General features: G+C 74.6%; 22 protein-coding genes. 12 read left to right on the top strand and 10 right to left on the bottom strand.

What is annotated here, in order from left to right:
* Positions 1–99: 99 nt before the first annotated feature.
* Positions 100–1,608, bottom strand: a complete 1,509-nt coding sequence (locus ACFC0B_RS02005) for a glycerophosphodiester phosphodiesterase (protein WP_376080798.1) — start codon at positions 1,606–1,608, stop codon at positions 100–102.
* A 110-nt stretch (positions 1,609–1,718) separates the two neighbouring features.
* Between ACFC0B_RS02005 and ACFC0B_RS02000 the strand changes: the two genes are divergently transcribed.
* On the top strand, positions 1,719–2,321 hold the full coding sequence (locus ACFC0B_RS02000) for a TetR/AcrR family transcriptional regulator (RefSeq protein ID WP_376080795.1): 603 nt from the start codon (positions 1,719–1,721) through the stop codon (positions 2,319–2,321).
* Between the two features lie 222 nt (positions 2,322–2,543).
* Positions 2,544–4,151 carry an SDR family oxidoreductase gene (locus tag ACFC0B_RS01995; RefSeq protein ID WP_376080792.1) on the top strand — a complete coding sequence of 536 codons (1,608 nt, stop codon included), beginning with the start codon at positions 2,544–2,546 and terminating at the stop codon, positions 4,149–4,151.
* A 348-nt stretch (positions 4,152–4,499) separates the two neighbouring features.
* On the opposite strand, the gene ACFC0B_RS01990 is transcribed toward ACFC0B_RS01995, so the two are convergent.
* On the bottom strand, positions 4,500–4,871 hold the full coding sequence (locus tag ACFC0B_RS01990; RefSeq protein WP_376080790.1) for a hypothetical protein: 372 nt from the start codon (positions 4,869–4,871) through the stop codon (positions 4,500–4,502).
* A gap of 375 nt (positions 4,872–5,246) precedes the next feature.
* On the opposite strand from ACFC0B_RS01990, the gene ACFC0B_RS01985 reads away from it, so the two are divergent.
* Together ACFC0B_RS01985 and ACFC0B_RS01980 are read left to right on the top strand one after the other, a co-directional pair.
* Entirely contained in the window at positions 5,247–5,927 is a 681-nt protein-coding gene (locus ACFC0B_RS01985; RefSeq protein ID WP_376080788.1) for a DUF1775 domain-containing protein, read from the top strand.
* Between the two features lie 79 nt (positions 5,928–6,006).
* Positions 6,007–6,615, top strand: a complete 609-nt coding sequence (locus tag ACFC0B_RS01980; RefSeq protein WP_376080785.1) for a DUF5134 domain-containing protein — start codon at positions 6,007–6,009, stop codon at positions 6,613–6,615.
* Between the two features lie 330 nt (positions 6,616–6,945).
* Here the strand turns inward: ACFC0B_RS01980 and ACFC0B_RS01975 are convergent, their stop codons facing one another.
* Positions 6,946–7,368: a hypothetical protein gene (locus tag ACFC0B_RS01975; RefSeq protein WP_376080782.1), complete on the bottom strand. Its 423-nt coding sequence runs from the start codon at positions 7,366–7,368 to the stop codon at positions 6,946–6,948.
* Positions 7,369–7,576: 208 nt separating this feature from the next.
* On the opposite strand from ACFC0B_RS01975, the gene ACFC0B_RS01970 reads away from it, so the two are divergent.
* Together ACFC0B_RS01970 and ACFC0B_RS01965 are read left to right on the top strand one after the other, a co-directional pair.
* Entirely contained in the window at positions 7,577–9,061 is a 1,485-nt protein-coding gene (locus ACFC0B_RS01970; protein ID WP_376080779.1) for a tyrosinase family protein, read from the top strand.
* Positions 9,062–9,238: 177 nt separating this feature from the next.
* Positions 9,239–10,027 carry an SDR family oxidoreductase gene (locus ACFC0B_RS01965; protein WP_376080777.1) on the top strand — a complete coding sequence of 263 codons (789 nt, stop codon included), beginning with the start codon at positions 9,239–9,241 and terminating at the stop codon, positions 10,025–10,027.
* Here the strand turns inward: ACFC0B_RS01965 and ACFC0B_RS01960 are convergent.
* Together ACFC0B_RS01960 and ACFC0B_RS01955 are read right to left on the bottom strand one after the other, a co-directional pair.
* Positions 10,017–10,637, bottom strand: coding sequence for a class I SAM-dependent methyltransferase (locus tag ACFC0B_RS01960; RefSeq protein ID WP_376080775.1), 621 nt, complete (start codon positions 10,635–10,637; stop codon positions 10,017–10,019). The two genes, ACFC0B_RS01965 and ACFC0B_RS01960, sit on opposite strands and share 11 nt — an antisense overlap.
* Before the next feature lie 88 nt (positions 10,638–10,725).
* Positions 10,726–10,965: a hypothetical protein gene (locus tag ACFC0B_RS01955; RefSeq protein ID WP_376080772.1), complete on the bottom strand. Its 240-nt coding sequence runs from the start codon at positions 10,963–10,965 to the stop codon at positions 10,726–10,728.
* Positions 10,966–11,471: 506 nt separating this feature from the next.
* On the opposite strand from ACFC0B_RS01955, the gene ACFC0B_RS01950 reads away from it, so the two are divergent.
* Together ACFC0B_RS01950 and ACFC0B_RS01945 are read left to right on the top strand one after the other, a co-directional pair.
* Positions 11,472–12,128 carry a hypothetical protein gene (locus tag ACFC0B_RS01950; RefSeq protein WP_376080769.1) on the top strand — a complete coding sequence of 219 codons (657 nt, stop codon included), beginning with the start codon at positions 11,472–11,474 and terminating at the stop codon, positions 12,126–12,128.
* Positions 12,129–12,292: 164 nt separating this feature from the next.
* Complete coding sequence (locus tag ACFC0B_RS01945) at positions 12,293–12,733, top strand: NUDIX domain-containing protein (protein WP_376080766.1); 441 nt, start codon at positions 12,293–12,295, stop codon at positions 12,731–12,733.
* Positions 12,734–12,889: 156 nt separating this feature from the next.
* Here the strand turns inward: ACFC0B_RS01945 and ACFC0B_RS01940 are convergent, their stop codons facing one another.
* The 3 genes from ACFC0B_RS01940 to ACFC0B_RS01930 form a co-directional block, all read right to left on the bottom strand.
* A complete protein-coding gene (locus tag ACFC0B_RS01940; RefSeq protein ID WP_376080765.1) occupies positions 12,890–15,130 on the bottom strand; it encodes an acyltransferase family protein in 2,241 nt (746 codons plus the stop codon).
* A 139-nt stretch (positions 15,131–15,269) separates the two neighbouring features.
* Positions 15,270–17,033: a glycosyltransferase family 2 protein gene (locus ACFC0B_RS01935; RefSeq protein WP_376080762.1), complete on the bottom strand. Its 1,764-nt coding sequence runs from the start codon at positions 17,031–17,033 to the stop codon at positions 15,270–15,272.
* Between the two features lie 164 nt (positions 17,034–17,197).
* Complete coding sequence (locus tag ACFC0B_RS01930) at positions 17,198–17,773, bottom strand: GNAT family N-acetyltransferase (RefSeq protein ID WP_376080759.1); 576 nt, start codon at positions 17,771–17,773, stop codon at positions 17,198–17,200.
* 286 nt (positions 17,774–18,059) lie between these two features.
* Here ACFC0B_RS01930 and aroA point away from each other — a divergent pair, with 286 nt between their 5' ends.
* Together aroA and ACFC0B_RS01920 are read left to right on the top strand one after the other, a co-directional pair.
* On the top strand, positions 18,060–19,304 hold the full coding sequence (gene aroA, locus ACFC0B_RS01925) for a 3-phosphoshikimate 1-carboxyvinyltransferase (protein WP_376080756.1): 1,245 nt from the start codon (positions 18,060–18,062) through the stop codon (positions 19,302–19,304).
* A 311-nt stretch (positions 19,305–19,615) separates the two neighbouring features.
* Positions 19,616–21,175 carry a hypothetical protein gene (locus ACFC0B_RS01920; RefSeq protein ID WP_376080753.1) on the top strand — a complete coding sequence of 520 codons (1,560 nt, stop codon included), beginning with the start codon at positions 19,616–19,618 and terminating at the stop codon, positions 21,173–21,175.
* 165 nt (positions 21,176–21,340) lie between these two features.
* On the opposite strand, the gene ACFC0B_RS01915 is transcribed toward ACFC0B_RS01920, so the two are convergent.
* Entirely contained in the window at positions 21,341–22,303 is a 963-nt protein-coding gene (locus tag ACFC0B_RS01915; RefSeq protein ID WP_376080750.1) for a GNAT family N-acetyltransferase, read from the bottom strand.
* 170 nt (positions 22,304–22,473) lie between these two features.
* Here ACFC0B_RS01915 and ACFC0B_RS01910 point away from each other — a divergent pair, with 170 nt between their 5' ends.
* Positions 22,474–23,790: a BTAD domain-containing putative transcriptional regulator gene (locus ACFC0B_RS01910; RefSeq protein ID WP_376080747.1), complete on the top strand. Its 1,317-nt coding sequence runs from the start codon at positions 22,474–22,476 to the stop codon at positions 23,788–23,790.
* 182 nt (positions 23,791–23,972) lie between these two features.
* Positions 23,973–25,928: a hypothetical protein gene (locus ACFC0B_RS01905; RefSeq protein ID WP_376080744.1), complete on the top strand. Its 1,956-nt coding sequence runs from the start codon at positions 23,973–23,975 to the stop codon at positions 25,926–25,928.
* Here ACFC0B_RS01905 and ACFC0B_RS01900 read toward each other — a convergent pair.
* Entirely contained in the window at positions 25,903–26,565 is a 663-nt protein-coding gene (locus tag ACFC0B_RS01900; protein ID WP_376080742.1) for a TetR family transcriptional regulator, read from the bottom strand. The genes ACFC0B_RS01905 and ACFC0B_RS01900 overlap by 26 nt on opposite strands.
* Positions 26,566–26,640: the final 75 nt, after the last annotated feature.

Below are 26,640 nucleotides of genomic sequence, written 5' to 3'. Positions count from 1 at the left end.
CAGGTTGCCGTTCGCGGCGGTCGTTCCCGGTGGTGAACGGTACCACCGGCCCGGCCCCGCACGAGGACCGGGCCGGCGAGGCGCCCGTACGGTGTGCGGCTACTGGCGGGCGGCGAGCCAACCGGCCAGCTCGGCAGGGCGGTTGGTGATGACACCGTCGACACCGGCGGCGTCCAGCGCCTTCCAGCGGGCAGCGGTGTCGACGGTCCAGACGTTGACGGCGACACCGGCCGCGTGCAGGGCCGCGATCACACCGGGGCGGGCCGCGAGGGCGGCGTCGGCGGGGTTGTAGGCGGACAGGCCGAGGTCGCGGGCGACCGCCACCGGGTCGGCGTCGAGGTCGCCGCGCAGCAGGGCGAGCGGCAGGTCGGGGGCGAGTTCGCGGGTGTGGCGCAGGGCGTCGACCTCGAAGCTCTGGACCAGGACCCGGCCGGTCATGCCGTGGTCGCGGATGTCCTTGACGATCCGGGCGACCTCGTCGCGGGTGTGCGGGCCCTTGATCTCCAGCAGCAGGCTGCCGCCGCGGGCGCGCAGGTCGTCCAGTTGGGCGGCGAGGCTCGGCACCCGTGCCCCGGCCGCGGCCGGGGCGAACCAGGAGCCGGCGTCCAGGCCGTCCAGTTGGGCGGACGTCAGGTCGCGGATCCGACCGGTGCCGTTGGTGGTGCGGTTCACCGTGTCGTCGTGCAGGACGTACGGCACGCCGTCCCGGCTGGGCTGGACGTCGTTCTCGATCCAGTCGGCGCCGGCCCGGCGGGCGACCTCGTCGGAGAGGAGGGTGTTCTCGGGTGCGGCGGAGGAGGCGCCGCGGTGGGCGAACACGGTGAGCGGCGCGCCCGGCCGGCGGACGAAGGCCCCCGGGGCGAGCGCGGTGACCTTGAGGTCGTCGAAGGACACCTGCGAGCCGTTGACGAGCAGGGCCTGGCCGCCGTCGGCGCTGCGGGCGGTCTGGGTGGTGCGCATGACCTCCCGGCCGTCGAACAGCCAGCGGGCGGTGGTGCCGTGCACCTCGACGGCGATCCGGACGTCGCGGCCGGTGCCCGCGGCGGAGGGGGCGGTGGCGGTGTTGGTGACGTTCCAGGTGTCGGCGGTGGTGCGCTGGGCGAACTCCAGGCCGTTGGCGGCGGTGGTGCCGGAGCGCATGGTGGCGATCGACCACGGGGTGGCGCCGCTCGTGGGGACGTCCAGGCCGAGTGCCGTCCAGCGGGCGGCGTCGACGACCGTCTCGAAACGGGCGGTCACCTCGATGCGGAAGTCGGTGAGGTGGCGGCCGAAGGTGATGCGGGTCTGCTGGTTCCAGTCGGTGGAGGCGCCGACGAGGCGGCCGTTCTCCACCTTCCAGCTGCCCTCGACGGCGGTCCAGCCGGCGGGGAGGCCGGGGCCGCTGAAGCCCTCGTCGACGACGACCTCGCCGGGGGCGGGGGTCGCGGGAGCGGCGGGGGTCGCGGGGGCCGCTTCCGCAACTGCCGGGCGGGCGGCGGAGGCCGCGTGCTGGGCGGTCAGCACGACGGTGGTGACGCCGAGTGCGGACGCGAGCAGCGCGGCGATCAGGCCGGTGCGACCGGTGCGGTCGTACTGCGCGGAAGGGGTCGACGGGTGACTCTTTGTCATGCGCGGAACCGTATGCGATCAAGGCCCGGCCGCGAAACCGGCGAACCGTCAACCCTGTGCAGCAGAAAGCCCGTCGACAAAAATATGCAGACCGGTCTACAGTTTTCCGCATGGGAGTCAAAGGCGAAGAGACCCGCGCCCGGCTGATCGCCGGCACCCGGAGCCTGATCGAGGCACACGGCTACTTCGGCACGGGCCTCAACCAGGTGGTGGCGGAGAGCGGCGCACCCCGCGGATCGCTGTACTTCCACTTCCCCGAGGGCAAGGACCAGTTGGTCGCCGCCGCGCTCACCCAGGCCGGCCAGGAGGTCGAGGACCGGCTCGCCGAACTCGCCCGCGGCGGCGCCGACACGGCAGCCGTGCTCACCGCCCTGGCCCAGGCCTTCGCCGACCGCCTCACGCAGTCCGGCTTCACCAAGGGCTGCCCGATCGCTACCGTCGCCCTGGAGGTCGCGGGCGGCAACGAGAGCCTGCGCCTGGTCTGCGCGGAGGTGTACGCGGGCTGGCAGCGCGTGCTCGCGCAGCGGCTGGCGGCCGAGGGCTTCGGGCCCGCCGAGGCGGACGTCGCCGCCGGGCAGGCGCTCGCCCTGCTGGAGGGCGCCGTTCTGCTCGCCCAGGTGCGCCGCTCCGTGGAACCGCTGCTCGACGCGTCCCACGCCGTACGCCACCTGATCACCGCGCAGGCCGACCGGGCACCGCAGCCCGCCCGCTGACTCCAGGGCCGCGATGGGCCGGGCCGGTGGCGCGCCCGAAAAATATGCAGACCGGTCTACTGATTCATGGGCCGCCTGCCCACCGCTCCCCCACTCTCTCCTCGCGCCAAAATATGCAGACCGGTCTACTGATTGACCGTCCGACCGGTCCGCAGCCCTCCCACTCCAGTCCCCATGCCGAAAAAATATGCAGACCGGTCTACAGAATCGGAGCTCCCAACCATGAGCACTGCACAGCCCCCGCCAACCTCCCTCGTCCTCGGCGCCACCGGATTCCTGGGCCGCTGGCTGGTCCTGGAACTCCTCGGCCGCGGCGAGCCGACGGCCGCCACCGTCCGCCCCGGCGCCGGGCGATCCGACGAGCTCCGCCGCTGGCTACGCGCACACGGCGTCGACGACCACCCGCTCACCACCGTCGCCGCCGACCTCACCCGCCCCGGACTCGGGCTCACCCCCGAGGACGACGCCCGCCTCGCCGAGGTCCGCGACATCCACAACCTCGCCGCCCGCTACAGCTTCGGCCTCGACCGGGCAGCGGCCCACACCGCCAACGTCGACGGCGCGCTCACCGCCCTGCACTGGGCCGCCGAACGACCGCGGCTGCGCCGGCTGGTCCACGTCTCCGGGTACCGGGTCGGCCGGGACACCGCGCCCCGTCACCCGCTGCCGCCCGCCGAGGCCGACGCCCTCTACGCCCGGCTCGGCGCGTACGAGGCGTCCAAGCAGCTCGGCGACGCCGCCGTCCGGGTGACGGCCGACCGGCTCGGCGTACCGCTGACGACGGTCAACCCGAGCAGCGTCATCGGCCACTCGGCCACCGGCGAGGCCGGCCAGTACCTCGGCCTGGCCGGGCTGGTCCGCCAACTCTGGTCCGGCCGCCTTCCGTTGCTGCCGGGAACGGCCCGCACCTTCGTCCCGGTGGTCGCGATCGACCACCTGACCCGGTTCCTCGCCGCCGTCCCGGAGCACGACCGCGGACCGGCCCACGCCCACACCGTGCTCGACCCGGCCACCCCGCCCCTCCCCGAGCTGGTCGCCCTGCTCGCCGACCACCTGGGCGTGCCCGCACCCCGGGGACGGGTACCGGTCGGCCTCGTCCGACGGCTGCCCCGCGCACTCACCGGCGCCGACCCGGAGACCCTCACCTTCCTCTCCGAGGACCGCTACGACACGGCGTCCGCCGACCGCCTGGCCCGCGCCGCCGGCCTCCACCACCCGCCCGTGGACGAGCTGTTGCGCCGGTGGGCCACACGACTCGTCGCCGACGGCTTCGGCGAGGCCGCCCCCTCCCTCCCGACGACGGGCACGTTCGCCGACATCGCCGGGATCCGCACCTACCTCGACGGCGAGCGCCGGCACCCCGGCCACGTCCTGCTCCGCGGTCCGGGCACGGACACGGGCACGGACGCGGACGCGGACACCGCCGCCTGGCGGGACGTCACGACCAGCCTCCCCGCTCCCGCCCTCGCCGCGGACCTCCCCGGGACCGGCCGCACCGCCGGCACCCCCGCCCAGGACGAGACGTGGCTCGCCGCTCTCCTCGCCCCGGTCGGCACCCGCCCCGTCCTGGTCACCCACCGGACCACCGCCGCACCGGCCGTGCGGTACGCGACCGCCCACCCCGACCGCGTGGCCGGTCTCCTCCTCGTCACCGCACCACCCGCCGCCCCGGCCTCCACCCCACCGGGCCACCGCCCCGGCGCCGCCCGCCACACCAGGAGCCGCTTGCGCGCGGCCCAAGCTCCCGCGGCTCAGGAGGAGTTGGACCGGCTCATGGCATCCTGCCCGGTCCCCATCGAGCTCATCGGCCCCGCCGGTGGCACGGAGTAGCCGCACGATCAACAAGAAGTCGTCGACAACGGCCCGGCTACGACAGCGCCCGGGGCGTCGCGCTCGTCGGCGATTCGCCTGACGAGACCGACTCACCGACTTACCAATCACGTTGGCGGTAGGCGCCGTCGGCCTTCCTGGCCGGCGGCGCCGACAGCCCGTACCTGCGCGACGACTGGCCGACAATCACGGTCCGGGGCGTCATCGTCCCCTCGGCCTGGCCGCACCAGGACCGGGGTCCGACGACGGCACTGCGGCTCCGCAACCCACCGACCTGCGCGTCTCGACGGCACGGCCCGGCTCTTCAGCGCCTTCGAGTGAACTCGCACCCACGGCTGAGCTTGTCGTTCAACGCCCGATGCCCGGCGGGTTCGCGAGTGAGACCCGAACCTCGTCCAGCCAGCGTTGGCAGAACTCAGGTGTGATCGGTTCGAAGAGTTCCGGCGTGGAGGCCTCGAAGAGGAACTGTGTCACGAGGTCTTCGTGACCGTCCTCGATGTCCACGCCGTCGCTGAGGTGAACAGCGTGGGCCCAGGTGGTGAGCTCGCCGAGTGGCACGAGGCCGCCCGCGGCTTTGGCAAGCGCGGCCTCGACAGCGGCGCGGTCCACGATGGCGCAGGGCGACGACGGATCTGCGCGGTTTGCGGCTTTCACGAGGTCGTCGAGCTCACCGCACCAGCGGACGAGTTCTTCGAATACTGAGTTTGCGTTGGCATTCACGCTGCTCATGGTGCCCGACCGGAGCGGCAGCGCGGGCTCCGCCCGCCATCACGCCGACCGGCGGCAACCGCCACGACGTCACCCGGCTCCTGCCGGTCACCGCCTGTCGGGGAATGCCGCACGGCTCCGGTCGTCCGGGTCTGCGTGTCACCGATCGCCAATGGCTCGGGCGCGATCTTGGCGGTCGCCCTTCCGGTGATCTGTCGCGGCACCGGGGTGCGGTCCCACAGCTACGGGCCGACGAACTGCTGCGGGGCCTGCAAGAGGGTCAGCCGCCACGCCGACTCCGTGGGCGGCGCGGGCCCGGCTGGTGCACGATGGCTGAGTCGTGGTCGTGCCCAGGGCGGCCACCGTCGCCGGGAGGGTTCGGTGTCCGTGTCCCGCTCACACTCTGTCGCCCGCGCCGTGACGGTCGCCGCGTCGGCGGCCGCCGCGGTCGCGCTCGGCGCGACCACGGCCCTCGCGCACGTCGAGGTCGCGTCGGACGACGCCCGGGCCCTGGCCACGAACGTGACGGTCACCTTCACCGGTGAGGCGGAGTCGGGCACCGCGGGATTCGCGAAGGTGCAGGTCGTCCTGCCGGAGGGGATCACCCCGGGCGACGTGGCCCTCGCCGACGCCCCGGCCGGCTGGAGTTTCACCGCTGCCGCGGACGGCTACACGGTCGGCGGCCCCGCGCTGGCGGTGGGCCAGGACGTCGTGCACAGGATCACCATCAGGCAGTTGCCCAACACCGGCGAGGTGGTCTTCAAGACGCTGGAGACCTACGGTGACGGCCACGTCGACCGCTGGATCGAACTACCGCAGAACGGCGTCGAGCCGGAACATCCCGCGCCCGTCCTGAAGCTCGCGCCGGCGTCACCGGGTGCCACCGCGCTCCCGACGGGCTCCACGGCCGAAGGCACCGCCGCACCGAGCGTGACGCCCGCCTCCGCCGGTGAGGACGGCGGCTCGTCGCCCGCGCTCCCCGTCGCCGTCGGCGTTGTCGTCGTGCTCGCCGCTGCCGCCGGTGGCTGGTGGTGGCGGCGCGGACGGGGCCGGGGTTCCGCGGGCTGACCAGTCTCCCGGTTCTCCCCGAGCGTCGCACGGCGGCCCGGCCTACCGTGGAGAGGGAGCCCGTGGAACGGGGGTTCCCGTGCATGAACCCGTGATCGCCACCGCCCTGCTGATCGCCCTGGCCGTCTGCTGCACGGTTCACTGCGTCCTCGTCGTCGTGGGACGCGGCTGCCCGGACCGCCGGCTGGAGCCGGCCGAGATCGTCATGGCACTCGCGATGGCCGGGATGATGGCACCGGCGTTCGACCCGCTGTCCCCCGCCCTGTGGGCGGCCCTGCTCACCGCGTCGGTGCTCCGGCCGACACTCCTCCTGGTGAGCCGGCTGTGCCGCCGGCCCCGCTCGGCGTTCGCGGGCACCTGGAGGCACTACCCCCACCACCTCCTCAGCGCGGCCGCGATGGCCGCGCTGGTGCTGTGCACGGCACCGGCGCACCAGCACGCCGGTGGCGGTGCCGCCCACGCGGGTGTCGGTTCCGCCGTGCCGGCGTGGGCGCTGCTCGCCCTGGCCGCGTACTTCCTGGGCTACGCCGTCCGCGGCGCCGGCTCGTTGCTCCCGCGCCCGGCCGCCGACGGGGCCCGACCCACCGGCGCGGGCGGACCTGCCGCCCTGACCTCGTCCGGGCTGGTCGCCGCGCGACGCACGGTGATGGCGATGGGCATGTTCTACATGCTGCTCGCCATGAGCTGACGGCGGTTCGGCCGAACCGGCGGGCCCGGTCCAACCGTTCGGCGGCGTCGACCGCTCGTCAGTTGTGACGCACCGCAGTCGTGGTCACTCCCGGTCGCCACGGCGGCGAGGACGGAACGTGACCGCCGGCGGGACCCGGCCGGGCTCCCCGCGCGCCCCGCGAGACCCGGGCCTACCTTGGAGAACGGGGGTACGGCCACCGGAACGGGGGTTCCCGTGCAAGACCCCGTGATCGCCACTGCCCTGCGAACCGCACCGACCGGTCGACGCAAGGCCGGATTGGCCCGGCCCGCACGGAGCGGCCCGGCGGCGGGCCGTCCGTCGACCGGGTCAGGCGTCGTCGCGCCGCACCGCGAGGAAGCTCGCGGTCTGCCCGGCGGGCGCGCCGCCGTGGGGCTCGGCCCGCAGCACCGTCCCGGCGAGGACCATCCGCTGGTCGATCCCGGTCTCCCAGTGGCGCAGGACGCTGCCGTCGTATTCGTAGTGGAAGTCCGCGATGGGCGGCCGGCCCCGGCCGCTCAGGGTGAACGAGACCCGGGACGAGGCCGACGCCCTTCCGGTCATCTCCATGACGATCGCCGGCTCCTCCCCCGGATCCGAGAGGATCAGCTCGCCGCCGACCGTGCCGTCCTGTTCGGCCACCAGCCTCAGCTCCGCCTGGGCGAACCGGAGCCTGTTGAAGTCGTCGACGGGGTCCGGCAGCTCCAGAAAGCTCCGGTACGTGTACGTGCCGGTCAACTCCATGACGTTCATTTCGTCCCTCCTGGACACGGTGAGGCGGATCGGGCATCTCGCTCCAGGGTCCTGCCGCCGCCCCGCTCCGCCAGCCCCGCGCGTCCGGACAGCACACGCGGTTCACCCTCCCGAACGTCTGCAGGCGACATCCACGTGCGGCGGTCGTCGCCGCCGGAACGAATCCGGGGCGCCCGACGAAGGCGTCCCGCCCGAACCCAGGAGTGACATGTCGAACGGTACGTTCGTGCGACGAGACGCGAGCAAGATGACCGAGTGGGATCCGGTCCTGTACTGGTACGCCCGGGCCGTGGGGCTGATGCAGCAGCGGCCCGAGTTCGACCCGACCAGTTGGGTCTTCCAGGGCTGCATCCACGGTGTCCCGCCGACCGTGACGGAGACGAACGAGGCCTTCAGCCAGTGTCCGCACGGCGGCTGGTTCTTCCTGCCGTGGCACCGGGGCTACCTCTGGTACTTCGAGCGGATCATCCGGGCCACCATCAAGCAGATCGCCGCCCAGGAGAACATCACCCCCGACCCCTCCACGAACTGGGCGCTGCCGTACTGGGACTACGCGCTGGACGCGCCCACCACGACCCCGGCCACGACGTTCACCTCGCGTGCGCTTCCGGCGGCCTTCCGCAGCCCGAAGATGCCCGACCGCCCGGGCGGCACCAACCTCACGGTCGACAACCCGCTCTTCCTCCGGGACGACCTCGCCCCGGTGGGCGAGGACGAGTTCTGGCAGACCCCGCACCGTGCCCTGGGGAAGAATTCCGCCAAGGAGATCACCCAGTACAAGGACATCAATCCCTTCACGGCGATGAGCGAGACGATCTTCTCCGCCACGAAGAGCCGGTCGAACGTCCAGCCGACCTTCGGCAGCGAGATCAGCTTCACCGTCATGCCCCACTTCCAGAGCGGCTTCGGCGAGTTGGAGAACGTCCCGCACAACCAGGTGCACGGCGCCGTGGGCGGCTGGATGGGACGGGTGGAGGGCTCCGCCCGTGACCCGATCTTCTGGCTGCACCACGCCAACATCGACCGCCTCTGGTCGGGCTGGCTGGACAAGGAGAACAAGAACCCGAACCACACCTCCTGGCTGGACCACGAGTTCGTCTTCTTCGACGAGGACGGAGGGCGGAAGCAGACCTCCGCCAGAGCGGTCCTGCACGACGCGCAGAACTACCGGTACGAGTCGCTGACCGACGGAACCGGCACCCGTCCGCTCCTCGTCCCGCCCGCCACGGCCCCGCGCGCGGGCGAGCGGGTCCTGGCGGCCTCCGCCGCCAACCCGCGCCAGCCGCTCGACGTCCGGGCCCCGACGACGGTGTCCCTGGAGCCGAGCGGTGTCCAGGGAGCCCTGCGCTCGCTCGCCGCCTCCGACGAGCCGCAGACCAACCTCATCCTCACCGTGCACAACGTGCACACCACCCTGCCGCCCGGGACGCCGTTCCACGTCTTCCTCAACGGCCCCGAGGGCGACCTCGACCCGGACGGTCCCTACTTCGTCGGCTGGATCTCCTTCTTCGGGATGGCCGGGGCCGACGGCCACGACGCGAGCTACGACGTCACCGAGCAGGTCCAGCGGCTGACCGAGCAGGGCCTGCTGCCGGACGGCCCACTCACCGTCTCGATCGTGCCGTCGATCCCGCAGCCGGCGACGGCCGGCGCCAAGCCCGGCTTCGACAGCGTCAGCCTCACCAGCATCTAACGCGCCCGGCCGGCGATCAGCCGGGCCGGCGGCTGCTGCGGATCTGCCGCGGCGGCCGCCGGCCCGGTCGTTCCGCGGGACGGCGCGGGACAGCGGACGGCACTCGCCCGACGCCGACACCACGGCGCCCCGGCCATGGATTTGACGTCACGTCAGAGCTGACCGACGATCGCTGCCATGAAGACCGACCAGGAACCCCCGCACCTCCCCGCCACCCGGCCGGTCGCGCTGGTCACCGGGGTCGGGCGGACGGTCGGGATCGGCGCCGGGATCGCGGAGCGGCTCGCCGGGGCGGGCTGGGACGTGGGCTTCACCTACTGGACTCCCTATGACCGCCGGATGAGCTGGGGCGCCGAGGCGGGCGCCGCCGGGGCCGTCGCGCGGGTGCTGGCCGACCGGGGGGCGGCGAGTGCGGGGGTGGAGGCGGACCTCGCCGAACCGGAGGCCCCGGGGCGGGTGTTCGACGAGGTGGAGCGCCGGCTCGGGGGTGTGACGGCGCTGGTGCTGTGCCACTGCGAGTCGGTGGACTCCGGTCTCCTCGACACCACGGTGGAGAGCTTCGACCGCCACTTCGCGGTCAACGCGCGGGCGAGCTGGCTGCTGATCCGGGAGTTCGGGCGCCGGTTCGCCGGGCCGGCCGGCAGCGGTCGGATCGTCGCGCTCACCAGCGATCACACGGCGGGCAACCTGCCGTACGGCGCGAGCAAGGGGGCGCTCGACCGGATCACCCTCGCCGCCGCGCAGGAGCTCGCCCGGCTGGGGGTGACGGCCAATGTGGTCAACCCGGGCCCGGTGGACACGGGCTGGATGACGGACGGGCTGCGCGCGGAGGTGCTCGGCCGGACGCCGCTCGGGCGGCTCGGCACGCCGGAGGACACCGCGAACCTGGTCGCCTTCCTCTGTTCCCCGCAGGGTCAGTGGGTCAACGGGCAGCTGCTGCTGAGCAACGGCGGCTTCAGCGGCTGAGCGCGAGGACCAGGACGGTCCAGTGGACGCCCGAGCGGCCGTGCAGGTCGGGGCGTTCGGTGTGCAGCACGGGGTGCAGGCCGCGGCTGCGGGCGAGCGAGAGGGTCTCGTCGGCCGGGACGTCGTACATCCGGCGGCCCGGCGGGACGGGGCCGTGGCGCAGGGTGAGGAAGAGGTGGCCGCCGGGGGCGAGAAGACCGGTGAGGGCGTCCATCGCCGGCGGGCGCTGGTCGGGTGCCAGGTGCATCCAGACGGCGGTCAGCAGGACGGCGTCGAAGCGCGCGCCCGCCGCGCCGAGGCCGGGCAGGTCGGGCAGGGCGTCGTCCGTCCAGCGGACGCCGCTGCCGGCGTGCAGGTGCTCGCCGATCCGGCGCAGCTCGGGGGTGGGTTCGGCGGCGACCACGCGGTGGCCGAGGGCGGCGAGCGCGGCGGCGTCGCGTCCGCTGCCGGCGCCGATGTCGAGGACGTCGGCGGGCCCGGGCGGGAACAGCTGCAGGGCCTCGCGGTGGACCTCGGCGAAGGTGACGGCCTCGTACTGCGCCGCCAGTCGTCCGGCCGCCTCGCCGTAGCCGGCGGTGCCCGCCGGGCGGTCCGCGCGCGGCTCCCCCATGCCCGCTCCCCCTTCGCCGTCCCGGCGGCCGGTGGGCGGCCGTCAAGGGATCGCGTCAACCTTACCCGGACGGGTGTCACGCTTGCGGTCAGGCCTCGCCCGGGTGCCAGGCGGGCCACTCCCAGGGGCGGTCGTCCCACCGGACGCGGACCGGGTCGTGCGGGTCGAGGTCCGGGAACAGCTGGTGGACCCGCGGTTCGAACTCCTCCGGGCCGAGCGGCTCCCAGCCGTGGCCCTCGAAGTGGACCAGCCGGTAGCGGCTGTCGGTGCGGAACTCGGCGACCTCGACCTGGGGCTGCGCCGAGCCGGACGGGCTGTTGGTTTCCATGCCCCCAGGATGTGGCGGACCTCCCGGGAGCGCACCCGGGGTACGGCAGGCAGCGTACGGCCGGGGGGCGTGAGCGGGGCCGGTCGCGCCCCGGGGCCCTCGTCCGGGTCATGTCCCGGCGTCGGCGCGCTCGTTGAGTACGGCGAGCGGGGCCCTGCGGCGGCGCCGTACCGGCCCCGTTCCCGCACGACCGGGTGGCGGCGACGGGCGAGCCGCCGGGGAGCCGGAGCAGGCGATGGCAGGAGGACCAGGACATGAGCGGGCAAGCGGCAGGCGGCGGGTCACCGGCGAGCGGCGGTCCGCCGCCGCGTGGACCGGTGGTGGGCGGACCGGTGACGGGCGGGTCGGCCCGGGCGGGCGGGGGTCGGCCGACGGGCGCGGGGCCGGGACCGCTTTCCGGCGCGGGCCCCGGCGCGGGCCCGGGACCGGGCTCCGGTACGGGTGTCCGGAAGCCGTCCGGCACCGTGCAGTGGCAGTGGCCCGCGCAGGCGTGGCAGCCTCCGCCGGTGCCGGCGCCGCCCGCGGCGCCCGGTGAGCCACCGGCCTGGGAGGCGATGGCGGCGGCCGCCGAGGCGGGCCGGCGGCGTCGGCGCCGGATGTGGGTGGCGGGCTCGGCGGGGATCGTCGCCGGGCTGGCGGCCGTGCTGGCGATGTGCGGGCCCGGCCCGGGCGAGGAGTCGTCCGGGGTGGTGGCCTTCCCGGGGCCGTCCACCGCCCCGCCGCTCCCGCCGTCCCCGGCCGCCTCACCGGCGGCCGACCGGCTGCCGGTACCGGCTCCGTCGCCGCTGCCGCCGCCGACGACGAGCGGCGAGGGCCCGCGGCCCGCCGCCCCGGCGGATGCGGCGGATGCGGCGGGCGCGCCTCAGCCGGAAGCCGCTCCCCGGACCGACGGCGGGGACCGCTCCGTGTCGCCCCGGCCGAAGGCGAGCCGTTCACCGCGCCCGGCGCCCACCCGGACGGCGGGCGCCCCGACCGGCAGCGCCGCCCCGGCGTCCGCTCCGGCGCCCGGCGGCGTGCACGCGCCCTCCTCGACCGCGGGTGCGCCTGCGGCAGGGGCGGCACCGGGAGCGGAGGCGGGCACGATCTGCGACCAGGCCGAGCGGTTCGGCCGGTGGGCGGCCGGCTCCGAGCAGGCCCGGCTCTGCCGCAGCATCTACCACTGAGCATCTGCCACTGAACGGGTGGATCCCGTCCGTCGGGGCCCGTCGACCGGGCGCGGCCGTGGAAGGCGGCCGGCGGCCGCGACCGGCGGAAGGCACCGGCTCGGCCGGTCCGGCCCGCGCCCCCGCACGGAACCGCGTGATCGCCGGCTGGAACAATCACGGCCATGTTCGAGCACGAAACACCGCAGACCGCTCCCGCACCGCTCGTCGTCGTGGCCGCCGCCGTGGTCGAGGACGGCCGGCTCCTGGTCGTCAGCAAGACCGCGGCGCCGGACGTCTTCTACCTCCCCGGCGGCAAACCGGACGCCGGGGAGGAACCGCTCGCGGCACTGACCCGCGAGCTGGCCGAGGAACTGGGCGCGGCGCCCGTCGGACCGCGCCACCTCGTCGACATCGAGGCGGTCGCGGCGCTGGAGGGCGTGCCGATGCGGATGGCGGTGTACCGGGCCGGACTGGACCGCGCGCCCGCCCCGGCCGCCGAACTCGCCGACCTGCGCTGGACGGACGGCCTCGACCCGGCGCTGCGGCTGGCTCCGGCCGTCCGCGACCACCTGGTGCCCCTGCTGCGCGAGCGCGGACTGCTGCCGGAGCCGGCCCGGGGCTGATCGACGGAACGGCCCCGGCGGCCGCCCGCCCACCGCACGGGTGGACGGACGGCCGCCGGGGCGGGCGCGGCGTGCGTCCGCGGAGCAGCGCGTCCGCGGAGCAGCGCGTCGGCAGAGCAGCGGCTCGGCAGAGCGGCAGGCCCGCGGGCCGGCGGCTCAGCGCGGCGACGGTCCGGGTCCCGCGCCCGGCCCCAGCAGGGCGTGGTCGAGGCGCGGGGCGAGCACCCGGGCCAGGGTGTCGGTGATGTGGCCGGTGTCGCGGTAGAGGATGACGCTCTCCAGGACAGCCGGGCAGGACGGGCCGGTGCCGGGGCAGAGCAGCGGACCGAGGTCCAGGACCCGCACGCCGTACCGGTCGGCGAGGCCGCCGTCGATCAGCGGGTCGCGCTCGAAGGCGGTGTCGCGCGGGAAGAAGCAGGCGTCCGAGCGCCCGTCGGAGCCGGCCAGGCAGGTCGGGATGTCCTTGCCGGGCATCGGCGTGTCGCCGAGGTAGGCGAGCGGGGCGCCGAGCGCGGAGAGGCGGTCGAGGGTGCGGGTCCAGCCCTCGGTGCGCTCGTCCTGGCCGCCGTACCGGTTGAGGCCGGCCATCAGGACCAGCCGCGGCCTGGGACCGGCGGTCAGCCGGGTGAGGGTGTTCTCCCGCCAGCGGTCGCACTCGTCGAAGGTGCGGCCGAGCACGCTGTTGCGCACCGTCAGGGTGGCCAGCGGGCAGCCGGGCTTGACCAGCACCTCCAGCGCCCACTGCCGCTGGTCGGCCATCGCGAGGGCGGCGGAGATCCACTGCCCGGCGTGCGAGTCGCCGATCAGGACGATGCGGTCGGGGCTGGACTCGGTGCCGAACAGGCAGCGCGGGCTGGCGTCGGCGCCGAGCGGGATCTCGCAGCCCTTGCCGGGCGGGAAGTCCTCCCGGGCCCGGGCGAGCGAGGGGGTGAGCGCGAGCACCCGGCTGCCGGGGCCGAACAGGGCGGGGCCGTCGACGGCGCCCGCCGGAGCGACGGAGGCGCTCTCGGGATCGCCGAGCGCGCGGACGGTGCCGCCGCCGAGGGTGAGTCCGGCGATCAACGGGATGACCAGGGCGCTGGCGCCGACCGCGAGGCCGCGGCGCGGGGCCGGGCTGCTGCCGTACCGCAGCGGCTGCTCGACCAGGCGCATGGTGAGCCAGGCGGGCACAGCGCTCGCGGCCGTGAGCGCGACCAGGGTGGTCCAGGGCAGCGCACCCCAGCGGGCCTGGGCGATGGTCAGCACCGGCCAGTGCCACAGGTACCAGGCGTAGGAGAGGTGTCCGGCCGCGCGCAGCGGACGGGTGGCGAGCAGCCGGCCGGCGTCGGCGGCGCCCAGCGGGCGGTGGGCCGGCCCGGCCAGCAGCAGGGCGGCGGTGCCGAGCACGGGCAGCAGGGCGGCGGCGCCGGGGAACGGCGTGTTGCGGTCGTACCGGAGGACGGCGACCACGAGCGCGGCGGCGCCGGCCCAGCCGAGGACGCGCAGCGCCGGGCCGCCGAGGCGGGCCGCCCGGCCGCCCCTGGCCAGCCGGGCGGTCAGGGCGGGGGCGGCGAGGGCGGCGCAGCCGCCGGCGGCGAACTCCCACAGACGGCTCGCGGTGGAGAAGTAGCCGAGCGGCGCGGAGCCGGCCGTCCAGCGGATGCAGAGCAGCAGCGAGACCCCGCCGACGGCGAGGGTCGAGGCCGTGATCGCGGCGGTGCGGCGGCGGCCGGCCAGCAGGCGGGCGAGGCCGATCAGGAGGACGCCCCAGAGCAGGTAGAACTGGTTCTCCACGCCGAGGGACCAGAAGTGCTGGAGCGGGCTGGGGTCGCGTTCGGCGGCCAGGTAGTCGGTCTGCTGGCCGACGAACCGCCAGTTGGCGACCTGTCCGGCGGCGGCGATGAGGTCGCGGGCGAGGTCGGTGCCGCGCAGCGGGTCGAGCAGGGCGCCGCCGGCGAGCGCGGTGGCGACCAGGACGACGGCGGCCGCGGGCAGGATGCGGCGGGCCCGGCGGGCGGCGAAGTCCCACAGGCCGATCGGGCGGGCGAGCAGGAGGCCGGTGATCAGGAAGCCGGAGATGACGAAGAAGACGTCGACGCCGACGTAGCCGCCGGTGAAGGCGGGGACGGCCGCGTGGAAGGCGAGCACGGAGAGCACCGCGACGCCGCGCAGGCCCTCGATGTCGGGGCGGAATCCGGTCCGGCTCCGCGGTTCGGCGGCCGGTTCGGCGGTCCGCTCCACGGCACGTTCGGTGCTCCGTTCAACGGAGGCGGAGGCGGAGGCGCGCTCGGCCGGTACGGGGGCGCGCCCGGGCCGGGCGGCCGCCACCGGGGCGGTCGAGGACGGCGAGGAGGAGAGGATGTCGGTCGGAACGATGGCGCGCGAGGGATCGGCGCCGGGTGGTACGGCCGTGGACACGGCGGAGCTCCTTGCAGGGCTGGCAGCGGTGGTCGGGGCCGGCGGGCCGATGGGGCGGCCGGCCGGCTGTCCGCGCCGGTGGGGCGACGCGCAAGGAAGGGGAGGAAAGAGCTGTGCGAATACGGTTCGTGACGAATCGTCAGAACATCAGCGGGTCGGCCCAGCCGGACGCCAGCAGGCCGCAGAGCAGCAGCACGGCGGTGACGGCGACGGCCTCGGCGCGCCCGAACCGCAGGTCGGCGGGACCGTCGCCGGCCCGGGCGCCGGGCCGGGCGAGGTCCGTGACGGCGGCGGCGCCGTCGCCGCCCCGCAGCAGCGGCCGGAGGGCGCCGATCAGCGGCACCACGGTGTAGGTGGTCAGCGCGAGCAGCCCGGCGAGCGCCCAGAAGGGCTGCCAGCCGTACAGGGCGACGGCGCGGACGAGGCCGATCACCCCGGCGACGACGACCAGGCCGAGCCAGCCGACGCCGATCCTGGCGACGGTGCGGGCCAGGGTGCTGCCGCCGGAGACGGCGCCGGTGGGCACCCAGTCGGCGCTGCGCCGGCGCAGGGCGTGCGCGATGGCGACCACGTGGCAGAGCCCGCCCAGGAGTTGGACCCGGGTGACCTCGAAGCGCCAGTGGGTGCGGGACATCGCGGGGAGCAGCACGAGCGCGACCCAGATGGGCGGCAGGAAGGGCAGGACCTGCCAGGGGGCGATCTCGTCGGGGCGGAAGAACAGCATGATCAGCGCCGGCAGCGGGACGGCGAAGACGTTCACCGCGCTGGTGAGGTAGCCGAGGATGCCGTTCCAGAAGCAGAGCCGGGCCGAGCGGGAGAGCGGGCCGCGCCGGAAGCCGGGGTCTCCGACCAGGGCGAGCGAGCCGAGGCACCAGCGGTACTGCTGGCTGATGAAGGCGGGCAGGCCGGTGGGCGACATGCCCTTGGCGAGCAGGGCGGGCACGTACCGGGTGGTCCACCCGGCGCGGGCGAGCGAGAGGCCGGTGTAGAGGTCCTCGCTGTGGTCGATCTCGGCGAAGCCTCCGACGCGTTCGAGGGAGGCGCGCCGGTAGAGCGCGTTGGTGCCGCAGCAGACGGTGCCGTCCTGGGCGTCGCGGGAGGGCTGGATCCAGCGGTAGAAGATCTCCTGGGTGGCGCCCGCCGCGCGTTCGAGCCAGGACATCCCGGCGTCGGTGTCGAAGCACTGCGGGCTCTGCACGATGCCGACGTTCGGGTCGTCGAGGTACGGCACGAGGTGCTGCAGGAAGTCCGGGCGCGGGCAGAAGTCGGCGTCGAGGACGGCGATGATGTCGCCACTGCCCTCGGCGAGGCCGTGGTTGAGGTTGCCGGCCTTCTTGAAGCGGCCCCGGTCGGGGCGGCTGCGGTACTGGAAGCCGTAGGACTCGGCGAGTTCGCGCACCTCGGGGCGGGCGGCGTCGTCGAGGACGAGGACGGTGAGCGCGCCGGGCCAGTGGACGGCGGCGGTGTGCCGGTAGGCGTTGTCCAGGACGTCGAGCGGCTCGCCGGCGGTGGGCAGCAGGAGGTCGACGCCCGGGTGGCGGGCGGGGCGCCAGGCCCGGACCAGCAGGTCGTGCGAGTCGCGGGTGAAGCGGCGCGAGCGCTGGCCGTCGGCCACCGAGAGCAGCCAGGTGACGGCGTTGAGCACGGTCAGGGCGAGGAAGGGCCAGAGCAGCGGACGGCTGAGCGCGAAGAGGCCGAGCGTCGCGGTGGCTCCGGCGTAGGAGAGGGTGGCGCAGAGCAGCACCCAGCGGCGCTGCGGGCCGAAGTACCAGTAGAGCTCCTGGTCGTCGGGCGGGCTCGGCAGTCGGGAGGGTGCGCCGCCGGGCCGGCCGCCGGGTATTCGGCGGGGGTGGCGGGGCTCCCGGTCGGGTGCGGACATGGCGGTGCCATGGAGTGCGGGCATGCGGAAATGACCCCCCTGAACTGGGTCGGAACGTGGCCTTTCTCCGGTCACCCTCTCATGGTGGTCTGGACCAAACGGCCATCGGGCCCGATGATCACGCATCGCCCCAGGTCAGGGAGTTGACGCCGCGTCAGTTTCGTACACAATCTGACACGGCGTCACCGCTACCGGACGGTAAGCGCCTTGATCAGCTTCTCGAAGCGGAGGTCGGGGCGGAGCGGGATGCCGAAGCGCTCGTCGCCGTACGGGAATGGCGTGTGGTCGCCGGTGCGGTGGAAGCCGCGGCGCTCGTACCAGGCGATCAGCTCGGCGCGCTGCTCGATCACGGTCATCTCCATCTCCACCGCGCCCCACTCCTCGGCCGCGTACCGCTCGGCCCGCGCGAGCACGGCCTTCCCGAGGCCGCCGCCCTGGCGGCCGGGGCGCACCGAGAACATGCCGAAGTAGGCGCGCTCACCCCGGCGTTCCAGCTGGCAGCAGGCGAGCAGCTCGCCGTCCAGTTCGGCGATCAGCACCACGCCGTCCGGGTGGGTGACGGCCGCGGTGACGCCCTCGGTGTCGGTGCGCTGGCCCTCCAGCAGATGGGCCTCGGTGGTCCAGCCGACCCGGCTGGCGTCGCCCCGGTAGGCGGACTCGACCAGCGCGAGCAGGGCGGGCACGTCGGCGGTGGTCGCGGTGCGGAAGCCGAGCCGGTCGGTGTCGACGGCCTCGGCGGCCGCTCGGGTGCTGCTCTCGGGCACGGGGGCCTCTTCTCGGGCGGGCCCGGACGGTGGCCGGGCGGGGCGGCGGCCGCTGCGGCCGATCCCTGGCATCGTGCCACAGCCGCCCGGGCCTCCGACCTGCCCGGACGCCCGCCCGACGCGGTCCGGACGGACCGGCCGGCGGAGGTCCGTCCGGGCAACGGTCGGGGCAGCCGTCCGGGGGCCCGTCCAGCAGCCGGACGGCCCCCCGGGAGCCGCTCCGCCTCCGGCAGGATGGCCGGGACGACCCCGCCCTCCCACCCGGCCCACTCATCACGGAGGCCCCATGACGACCGTCGAGATCCCCGGCTCCAAGTCGGTGACCGCGCGGGCGCTGTTCCTCGCCGCCGCCGCCGACGGCACCACCACCCTGCTGCGGCCGCTGCGCTCCGACGACACCGAGGGCTTCGCCGAGGGCCTGCGCGCGCTCGGCTACACGCTCACCCAGGAGGCGGACCGGTGGACGGTCGAGGGCCGCCCGCAGGGCCCGGCCCGCGACGCCGAGGTCTACTGCCGCGACGGCGCGACCACCGCCCGCTTCCTGCCCGTGCTCGCCGCGGCCGGCCGCGGCACCTTCCGCTTCGACGCCTCCGCCCAGATGCGCCGGCGCCCGCTCGGCCCGCTGACCGGGGCGCTGCGCGCCCTCGGCGTCGAGCTGCGGCACGAGGAGGCCGAGGGCCACCACCCGCTGCGGATCACCGCCGACGGGGTCCGCGGCGGTGAGCTGAGCCTGGACGCGGGCCTGTCCTCGCAGTACCTCACCGCGCTGCTGCTGCTCGGCCCGCTCACCGAAAAGGGCCTGCGGATCACCGTCACCGATCTGGTCTCGGCGCCGTACGTGGAGATCACCACCGCCATGATGCGGGCCTTCGGCGCCACCGTGACGCGCACCGGCCGGATCTACGAGGTCGCGCCCGGCGGCTACCGCGCCACCGCCTACCCGGTCGAGCCGGACGCCTCGACGGCGAGCTACTTCCTCGCGGCCGCCGCGCTCACCGGCCGGGAGCTGACCGTCCCCGGGCTCGGCAAGGACGCGCTCCAGGGGGACCTGCGGTTCGCCGACGTCCTGGCCCGGATGGGTGCGCGGGTGGAGATCGGCACCGACCGGGTCACCGTCGAGGGCCCCCGGGGCGGCCGGCTGTCGGGCCTGACCGTCGACATGCGCGACATCTCCGACACCATGCCGACGCTCGCCGCGATCGCCCCGTTCGCCGACGGACCGGTGCGGATCGAGAACGTCGCCAACACCCGGATCAAGGAGTGCGACCGCCTGGACGCCTGCGCCGGGAACCTCCGCCGGCTCGGCATCGACGTCGCCACCGGCCACGACTGGATCGAGATCCGGCCGGGCACCCCGCGCGGCACCGGACTCGCCTCGCACGGCGACCACCGGATGGTGATGGCGTTCTCCGTCACCGCGCTGCGCACCCCCGGCATCACCTTCGACGACCCCGGCTGCGTGCGGAAGACCTTCCCCGGCTTCCACGAGGTGTTCGGGCGGCTGCGCGAGGAGTGGGCGACGACCGGCTGACCGCGACGGAAGGACCCGGCGGTCCGGCCGCGGTGGGCCGGGCGCTCCCGCAGCGGTCCCCGCCCCGGCCGGCGCTCCGGGCGGGCCGCGGGCTGCTACGTGGTTCTGGTCAGACAGGGGCCAATTCGGGACAGAGCCCGAGGACAGCAGGGTTCGGACAACAGGGGCTGCCTACTGTCGATGGGGCTGCCGGCATTCCCCAGCGGGACATGTGACCGTCGCGGGACCTCAGTGGCGCCCGGCAACAGCCCGAGTCGAACGCGCGTCTTCTGCCCGCATCCCGTGAAAGCCAAGGTAGGGAGTCCGTACCCGTGCCCTCTGTGCTGCACTATGAGATCGTCACGGATCCGACACCGCTTCAAGTCTCGCGTCCCGGCTCGCCGTCCGTAGGGGCGGTGTACGTGGTCGTCTCCAACACGAGCCTGTCCGAGGTGAAGATCGACCACATTGATGTGCTGATTCCGGTCGGCACCGGGAGCGGTGACCTGACGGACAACGTGTCGGCGATCAAGGCGAGTGTCACCGGGACCTACGAAAAGCCGTCGGGTGCGGAGCCGGGCTTCGTTTGGCACAGTGGGGGCCGCTTCCGATTCACCTTCGCCTCGGAGAAGCGGGTGAAGCTGCCCGGACAGGAGTCCTTCGTCCTGAAACTGGAGAACATCCCGATTTCCGACCGGCCAGGGCTGGTTGTCATCGGGATGAACGAGAAGGCGGCCAACGGCGGCACCTCCATCAATCGCTACCCCTTCGTCACCAACCTCGCGTTGGTGAAGCAGACGCCACTGGTCCCGCAGAACTTCCGTGCGGAGATCGCCTTGGTGGACGCCGGCGATGACGTGGTCCTGCGCTGGGACGGTCCGGACAGCCTCAGGTACTGGATCCGCTATCCGGACGGGACTCTGGAGCCCGTCGACCCGCCGGCGCGTCCCGCTCCCGTACCGTTCGGGCCGCACCAGCACACTCCCGCCCTCGCCCTGAAACGGGGCACCACCTACACCCTCGTGGCCGGGACGACCGACAGTGGCGGAGAGGTTCAGGAGGGGTACTTCCTCACCACCACCGTTCATGCGGGCATCCCCGAGTTCGAGAGCGGCGCGCGCGCCCCGTGGGTCGAAGGAACGGAGGAGCAGGGCCGGGTCACGTTCACCGCGGGCGGCGTGAGGGTCGACAACGACAACGGCACCCCGGGGACGGTCCTGGCCGGGACCGCCGACGTCCATGAGGTGAGGACCGAGAAGGTCAGGGGGAAGGGCGCGAACGCCGGCTGGATCGAGCTCCCCGACGCCGGCATCACCGTCCATCATGGCCCCGGGCCGGAACTCGGTGCCGTCGTCGCCAAGCGCATCGACGCCGAGGGCGTCAACACCACATGGGTCGGCGACCGCACCACGGGCAAGGGCTGGATCGAGTTCCCGTCGGCGGGCATCGGCGTCCGCAAGGACGGCGGCCAGGAATGGGGCACCGTCGCCGCCGACAAGGCGGACCTGAACAGTGTGACCGCGCAGTGGGCCGAGGGCCCCAGCGGTACGAAGAGCCGCCTCGCCTTCACCGACACGGGCGTGAAGATCACCGACCCTGACGGCCACCGCGGCACCATCGTGGCGGGCGAGACCAACGTCCGCAGCGTCGTCACCCCCTGGGTCTCGGGGCCCCAGCCCGGCGCGGGATGGATCGCCTTCCGGGTGGAAGGGGTGGACGTGATGCGGGACAGCGAGGTGTCCTTCGGTACCATCCGAGCCGCCTCGTTCGAGGAGAAGGACGGCGGGACCGGACGGCCCCTGCACCGGAGGCTCCCCCCGTACGCGTGGCCCCCGAAGTCGGACAAGCAGAAGCCCTCCACCTCCGGCGACCTGCGTGAGGATCCCGAGTAGGCGCCTTGAGCCGTACTACCCACTCCACCACCCCGCGTGACCACAGGCCCCCTCCCCTTGGAGACCGGGCCCTCGCCAACGGCTGATCCCGGCACCCGGGGAACCCGTCCACCGGGCCCGGGCGGGTGCAGAACCGCTTCCGCACCCGCCCGGGCCCGGTGGTGCTCAGCGCGCGGGCACCGGGAGGACCAGCTCCCAGGTGTCCACCGCGAAGTCCGCCGCCATCCCGTGCGCCTCGTAGAGGCCGAGCGCCCCGGTGGCGTTGGCGGTGTCGACGCCGAGGGCGACCCGCTCGCGGCCCAGGGCGGCGTAGTGGCCGAAGAAGTGGCGCAGCAGGTAGCCGCCGAGGCCGCGTCCCCGGGCGGCGGGCAGGACGCCCAGGCGGTCCGCCCACCCCCGGCCGGCGCGGTCGTCGCGGGTGCGGAGCACGGCCACGTCGCCGACGCCGTCCAGGGCGGCGATCCAGGTCAGCGACCAGTCGAGGCGGTCGCCGTCGAGGTCCTCCCACCACTGCTCGAAGGTGCGCGGCCGGAAGTCGAAGTCCCCCGCGAAGGTCTCCTGTTGGAGCCGGTGGGCGGCCCGGCGGTCCTCCTCCCGGCGGCAGTCCCGCAGGGTGACGCCCGGCGGCGGCGCGGGGACGGGGTCGGCCCGCGGGTCGACCGGGCGCGCCATCACGTGGTAGCGGCGCACCCGCTCCCAGCCGCGCCCGCGGATCGCCCCGGTGTCGAGCGTGGGCCGGGTGTTCAGCAGCAGGTGGAGGACGGCCCGGGAGGCGCCGTTGGCCGCCGCCCGCTCCACCGCCCGGCGCTCCATCAGCGCGAACAGGTGCAGCGCGCCGGCCTGGTACTCCGGCAGTACGTACTGGTCGAGGTCGATCCGCTCGCCGCCGGAGCGGTCCCGGACGAGGCCGTAGCCGACCAGCTCGTCCCCGTCGGCGAGCAGCCAGGAGTCGCGGCGCAGGTCGGTGTCCGGATGCTCCAGATCCGCCCGGACCTCGGACAGTTCGGTCTCCGCCCGGCCGATCTCCAGCAGGTCCACCCGGTTGAGCAGGTCGCGGACGGCCGGGGCGTCGTCCGGCACGGCGGGCCGCACGGTGAGGCCGGCGGGCGGGAGGTGTGTCGTGGTCATCCTGGTCGTTCTCCTGGTCGGGGCCCGGGGTGCGGCCGGCGGGTGCCGGAGAGCCGTCCGGACAGCCTGCCCGACCCGGCGTGCAGTACGCGTGCAGCGCCGCGTACGCTGCACCGCTCGGGGCGGCGCGACGGTGCGACGGCGGGGCGGTACGAGGGAAGGGGCGGCGGATGACCGGTCGGGGATGGCGGTTCGGCGTGCTGGGGCCGCTCGCGGTGCACCGCGACGGGCGGGCGCTGCCGCTGGGCGGGGCGCGGCAGCGCACCGTGCTCGCCACGCTGCTGCTGGCGCAGGGGCGGCCGGTCCCGGTGGCGAGCCTGGTCGAGAGCGTCTGGGACGGCCGCGAGCCCGCCAGCGCGGTCAACACGCTGCAGAGCTACGTCTCGCGGCTGCGCACCGTCCTCGGCGACGCCTCGGCGGGCGCCGACCCGTCGGCGCCGCGGCTGCTCGGCACCGCCGGCGGCTACCGCCTGGACCTCGATCCGACCGGGGAGCGGGCCTGCGGGCAGGAGGAGGTCCTCGACGTCCGCCGCTTCGAGCGGCTGGCCGCCGAGGGCCGGGCACGGCTGGCCGACGGCGACCCGCACGGCGCCCGCGCGCGGCTCGTCGAGGCGCTCGGCCTGTGGCGCGGGCCGGCGCTCGCCGACCTGCCGGCGGTGCCGCGGCTCCAGGCCGAGGCGGTCCGTCTGGAGGACCTCAGGCTGGCCGCCGTGGAAACGGCGGCCGAGGCCGAACTCGCCTGCGGACGGCCGGCGGAGGCCGTCGACCGGCTGTGGCGCACGGCCGCCGAGCACCCACTGCGCGAAGGCCCGCAGGCCCTGCTGATGAGCGCGCTGTACCGCACCGGGCGGCAGGCGGAGGCGCTGGCGCTCTACGACCGGACCAGGCGCCGGCTGGTCGGCGAACTCGGCGTCGAGCCGGGCGCCGGCCTCACCGCCGTCCACCGGGCCGTCCTCCGCCAGGAACCGCCCCGGCCGGACCTCTCCACCGCCCCTGCCGCCACCGCCGCCGCGCGACCGTTCGTCCCGCACCGCTTCGAGGTGCCCGAGCGGTTGGCGGGCCCGGGCTTCCTGCTGCGCCCGATCACGATCCGCGACCTCGCGCAGGACCACGCCCTGGTGACCGCCTCCCAGGTGCAGCTCCGGCAGCAGTTCGGCCAGGCCTGGAACTGGCCCCCGCCGGACCTCACCGAGGAGCAGGACCTCGTCCAGCTCGCCTGGCACCAGCACGAGTTCACCCGGCGGACGTCCTTCGCCCTGGCGGTGGTGTCACCGGCCGACGAGCGCCTGCTCGGCTGCGTCCACCTCGACCCCCCGGGCGACCCCCGGCACGACGCCGACCTGTTCTTCTGGACCGGCGACGGCCCCGGCTCCGCCCTCGACCGCGAGCTCTCCACCGCCCTCGACCACTGGCTCCCCGCCCGCTGGCCCTGGCACCGCGTCGCCCGCCCCGGCCGCACCGACCCCTGGCCGCCCGCCCCCGGGTGAGGGGCGGCGGCCGTCGGCAGCGGTAGGATCGTCAGTGGACGCCGTCCTGCAACCGAAGCCCCCACACGTACCACAGGGGTGGTGATGCCGGGATGTCGCGAACCATTTCCGGGGACGACCTGGCCGGCCGCTTACTCGCACCGCCGCCGGGCCGTCGGCGCCACGCTCTCAGCGGCCTCCGGGTGACGGGGCCCTTGGACCTCGCCCAGGCGAAGGTCCGGTATCCGGTCACCCTTACCGGCTGCACCTTCGAGCGGATCGTGCTGACGGAGGCCAGCTTCCCGCAGCTCCACCTGGTCGACTGCAAGGTCGGCGAACCCGATCACTGGACGGGTGAGCTGGAGGCAAGCCATCTCGGCATCACGGACGGGGACCTGCGGTTGACCGGGTTCCACGGCGTGGTCGACGTCGGCGGGGCCCACATCCGGGACGACCTCCACCTCGAAGGAGCGCAGCTGGCGACCAAGCCGGGAGACACCTACTCGCTCAAAGCGACGAACATGCGGCTCGGCGGCAATCTCTGCTGCAGCACGAGCGAGGAGGCCTCCCACGACTCCGGCTCGCGCCAGGCCCGGTTCAGGGCGCGCGGAACGCTCCTGCTGGAGGACGCGCGCATCGACGGCTCGGTCTACCTCATCAATGCGGCGCTCGGCCGCGCCCGGAAGGAGCCGGAGTACGCCGTCTCCGCGGACGGCCTGACCGTGGGCGGCTCGCTCCACGCGTCCGGGCTGAAGGCCCACGGCCAGATCAGGCTGGTCGACGCCACCATCGGCGGCCCGTGCAACTTCCGCGGCGCCAGGGTCCACCGCAGCGACGCCAGAGCCCGACGGTACGAGGGCGCCGTCCTGCTGGACCGCGCGGGCATCGACGGCAGTCTGTACTGCGACGGCGGATTCGTCTGCCGGGGCACGTTCCACGCGAAGGGCATGCGGGTGAGCGCCTCCGCGTGGTTCAACGGCGCCACGATCACCGCGAGCGCCAAGGCCGACGGAGCCGCGGTGCAACTCGACCGGGCGGTGGTCGGCGCGGTGCTTTCGTTGGAGCGGAGCAGCGCGAGGCACCGGGCGGACCGCTATGCGAGGCGCTACCGCCAGAGGGCCGCCCCGGAGGAACCCGTCGACGAGAGGCTGAGGTTCTGGACCGACGGCGCGGTAACGCTGACCGGCGCGCAGGTTGGTCTGGACGTCCGTCTCGATGTCACCGGTGTCGCGGGCACCGAGACCGAGCTCGTCGAGTCCGGGGAGGACAAGCGCGCGACGGTGATCGCCGACCTGACCCGATTGCGGACCACGATCCTGCGCCTCTCCGCCGAACGGGGCCCGGCCCGGCGTGCCCGGGACGGCGGGCTGATCGATCTCAGCCAGGCGGAACTCGTCGTGCTCTGGGACCAGGACGCGGTCTGGCAGGCTGCCGACCCGAACACGGGGGCGCCCGGCGGCCTGCACTACGTCCTCAAGGGCCTGCGGTACGAAGCCGTGCACGCCAACGACGTCCCGTTCGATCCCCGGCTGCGATGGCTGGCCGCCAGCGCCTGCTACGCGCGCTCGGGCAGCCGGCCCGATCGGGAGATCGCGGGCTACACCGTGGGCGCGCCGGCGCCGCAGCCGTACGACCAGTTCGCCGCGGCCTATGCCGCCGCGGGCAAGGACGAGGATTACCGGAGCATCCTCAAGAAGAAGAACAAGGAGGTCGAAAGGCACCGTCGTGCCGTTCCGCGCGACCTTTCGCTCTCCCGGCGGCTGAGGGCCAAGAACGCGACGGTCTCGGCCCTCACCTCCGTCTGGAACTTCCTCCAGAACTTCTTCATCGGCTACGGCTACCGGCCGCTGCGCGCCTTGCTCTCCCTGCTGGCCTTCTGGGCCATCGGTGTCGTCACATTCTTCGCCGTCCCGCCCGACCCGTACGCCCGGCAGACCGTGATCACCGACAAGGCGGCGGAGCTCCCCCGGATGAACTGGGTCGAGCACCTCACCTATCCCGCCGATCTGCTGATCCCCCTGGTCGGGTTCGGGGAGAAGGACCGCTGGCACCCCTCGGACAGCTGGACCGCCTTCCTGGCCTCGTCCCTCGTCGTCGCCGGGTGGTTCCTCGGGGCGACCGTGCTGGTGAGCGTCACGCGCGTGGTGCGGCGCCAGTGAGCGGTCGGCCGGGGGACGACGCTCCGTGGTCGGCGCCGGTCAGCGCCTCCAGCAGCAGGCGCCAGGCCGCGTCGTACGCGCCCGGGCCGGTGCCCTCCGGGGGGCCGAAGGAGACGTGCGGGGCGCCGTGCAGCACGGCCAGCAGCAGTTGGGCGACCAGCTCGGGCGGCCGGGGCGCCATGCCGCCCTCGCCCTGGGCCCGGCGGATCAGGGCGACCAGGCCGCGCTGCACGTCCTCGAAGATGTCCGGCGCCTCGGCCGGGGACGGCCGGACGGGCTGCGGCCACGCCGGGTCCGGGATGTCGGTGGCCAGCCGGAGCGCCGCCCGCAGGCGGACGTCCTCCTGCAGCCGGTGTGCGAGGTCCAGCACCAGCTCCTCCAGGACGACGGCGGCCTCCGCGCCCGGGACGTCGCGGGCCAGCCGCATCTCCTCCCAGACCGTGCGCGACTGCGACATCAGCGCACCGGCGAGCGCGCGTTTGGACGGGAAGTGCCCGTACAGCGCGCCCTTGGTCATCCCGGTCCGCCGCGCCACCGCGTTGAGGGTGGCCCGGCTGTAGCCCTGGGTGGAAAACTCCTCGGCCGCGGCGTCCAGCACCAGCTCCCTGGTGCGCCGCGCCCGCTCCTGCTTCAACATGTGCCCTCCCTGGGGGAAGAACATAAGAACATACCTTTCTGAACGAATGTTCTCAGCGGGCGGCCCCGTGTCGTC

It is taken from the genome of Kitasatospora sp. NPDC056184 (genome assembly GCF_042268405.1).
Taxonomy (GTDB): Bacteria; Actinomycetota; Actinomycetes; order Streptomycetales; family Streptomycetaceae; genus Kitasatospora.
The sequence above is the reverse complement of the archived record's forward strand: the minus strand, read 5'-3'. Positions and strand labels throughout refer to the sequence as shown.

Excerpts from the sequence above, each read along its gene's own strand:
- ACFC0B_RS02005 (WP_376080798.1), bottom strand. The coding sequence starts at position 1,608 with ATGACAAAGAGTCACCCGTCGACCCCTTCCGCGCAGTACGACCGCACC.
- ACFC0B_RS02000 (WP_376080795.1), top strand. The coding sequence starts at position 1,719 with ATGGGAGTCAAAGGCGAAGAGACCCGCGCCCGGCTGATCGCCGGCACC.
- ACFC0B_RS01995 (WP_376080792.1), top strand. The coding sequence starts at position 2,544 with ATGAGCACTGCACAGCCCCCGCCAACCTCCCTCGTCCTCGGCGCCACC.
- ACFC0B_RS01975 (WP_376080782.1), bottom strand. The coding sequence starts at position 7,368 with ATGAACGTCATGGAGTTGACCGGCACGTACACGTACCGGAGCTTTCTG.
- ACFC0B_RS01970 (WP_376080779.1), top strand. The coding sequence starts at position 7,577 with ATGTCGAACGGTACGTTCGTGCGACGAGACGCGAGCAAGATGACCGAG.
- ACFC0B_RS01965 (WP_376080777.1), top strand. The coding sequence starts at position 9,239 with ATGAAGACCGACCAGGAACCCCCGCACCTCCCCGCCACCCGGCCGGTC.
- ACFC0B_RS01960 (WP_376080775.1), bottom strand. The coding sequence starts at position 10,637 with ATGGGGGAGCCGCGCGCGGACCGCCCGGCGGGCACCGCCGGCTACGGC.
- ACFC0B_RS01955 (WP_376080772.1), bottom strand. The coding sequence starts at position 10,965 with ATGGAAACCAACAGCCCGTCCGGCTCGGCGCAGCCCCAGGTCGAGGTC.
- ACFC0B_RS01945 (WP_376080766.1), top strand. The coding sequence starts at position 12,293 with ATGTTCGAGCACGAAACACCGCAGACCGCTCCCGCACCGCTCGTCGTC.
- ACFC0B_RS01935 (WP_376080762.1), bottom strand. The coding sequence starts at position 17,033 with ATGCCCGCACTCCATGGCACCGCCATGTCCGCACCCGACCGGGAGCCC.
- aroA (WP_376080756.1), top strand. The coding sequence starts at position 18,060 with ATGACGACCGTCGAGATCCCCGGCTCCAAGTCGGTGACCGCGCGGGCG.
- ACFC0B_RS01915 (WP_376080750.1), bottom strand. The coding sequence starts at position 22,303 with ATGACCACGACACACCTCCCGCCCGCCGGCCTCACCGTGCGGCCCGCC.
- ACFC0B_RS01910 (WP_376080747.1), top strand. The coding sequence starts at position 22,474 with ATGACCGGTCGGGGATGGCGGTTCGGCGTGCTGGGGCCGCTCGCGGTG.
- ACFC0B_RS01900 (WP_376080742.1), bottom strand. The coding sequence starts at position 26,565 with ATGTTGAAGCAGGAGCGGGCGCGGCGCACCAGGGAGCTGGTGCTGGAC.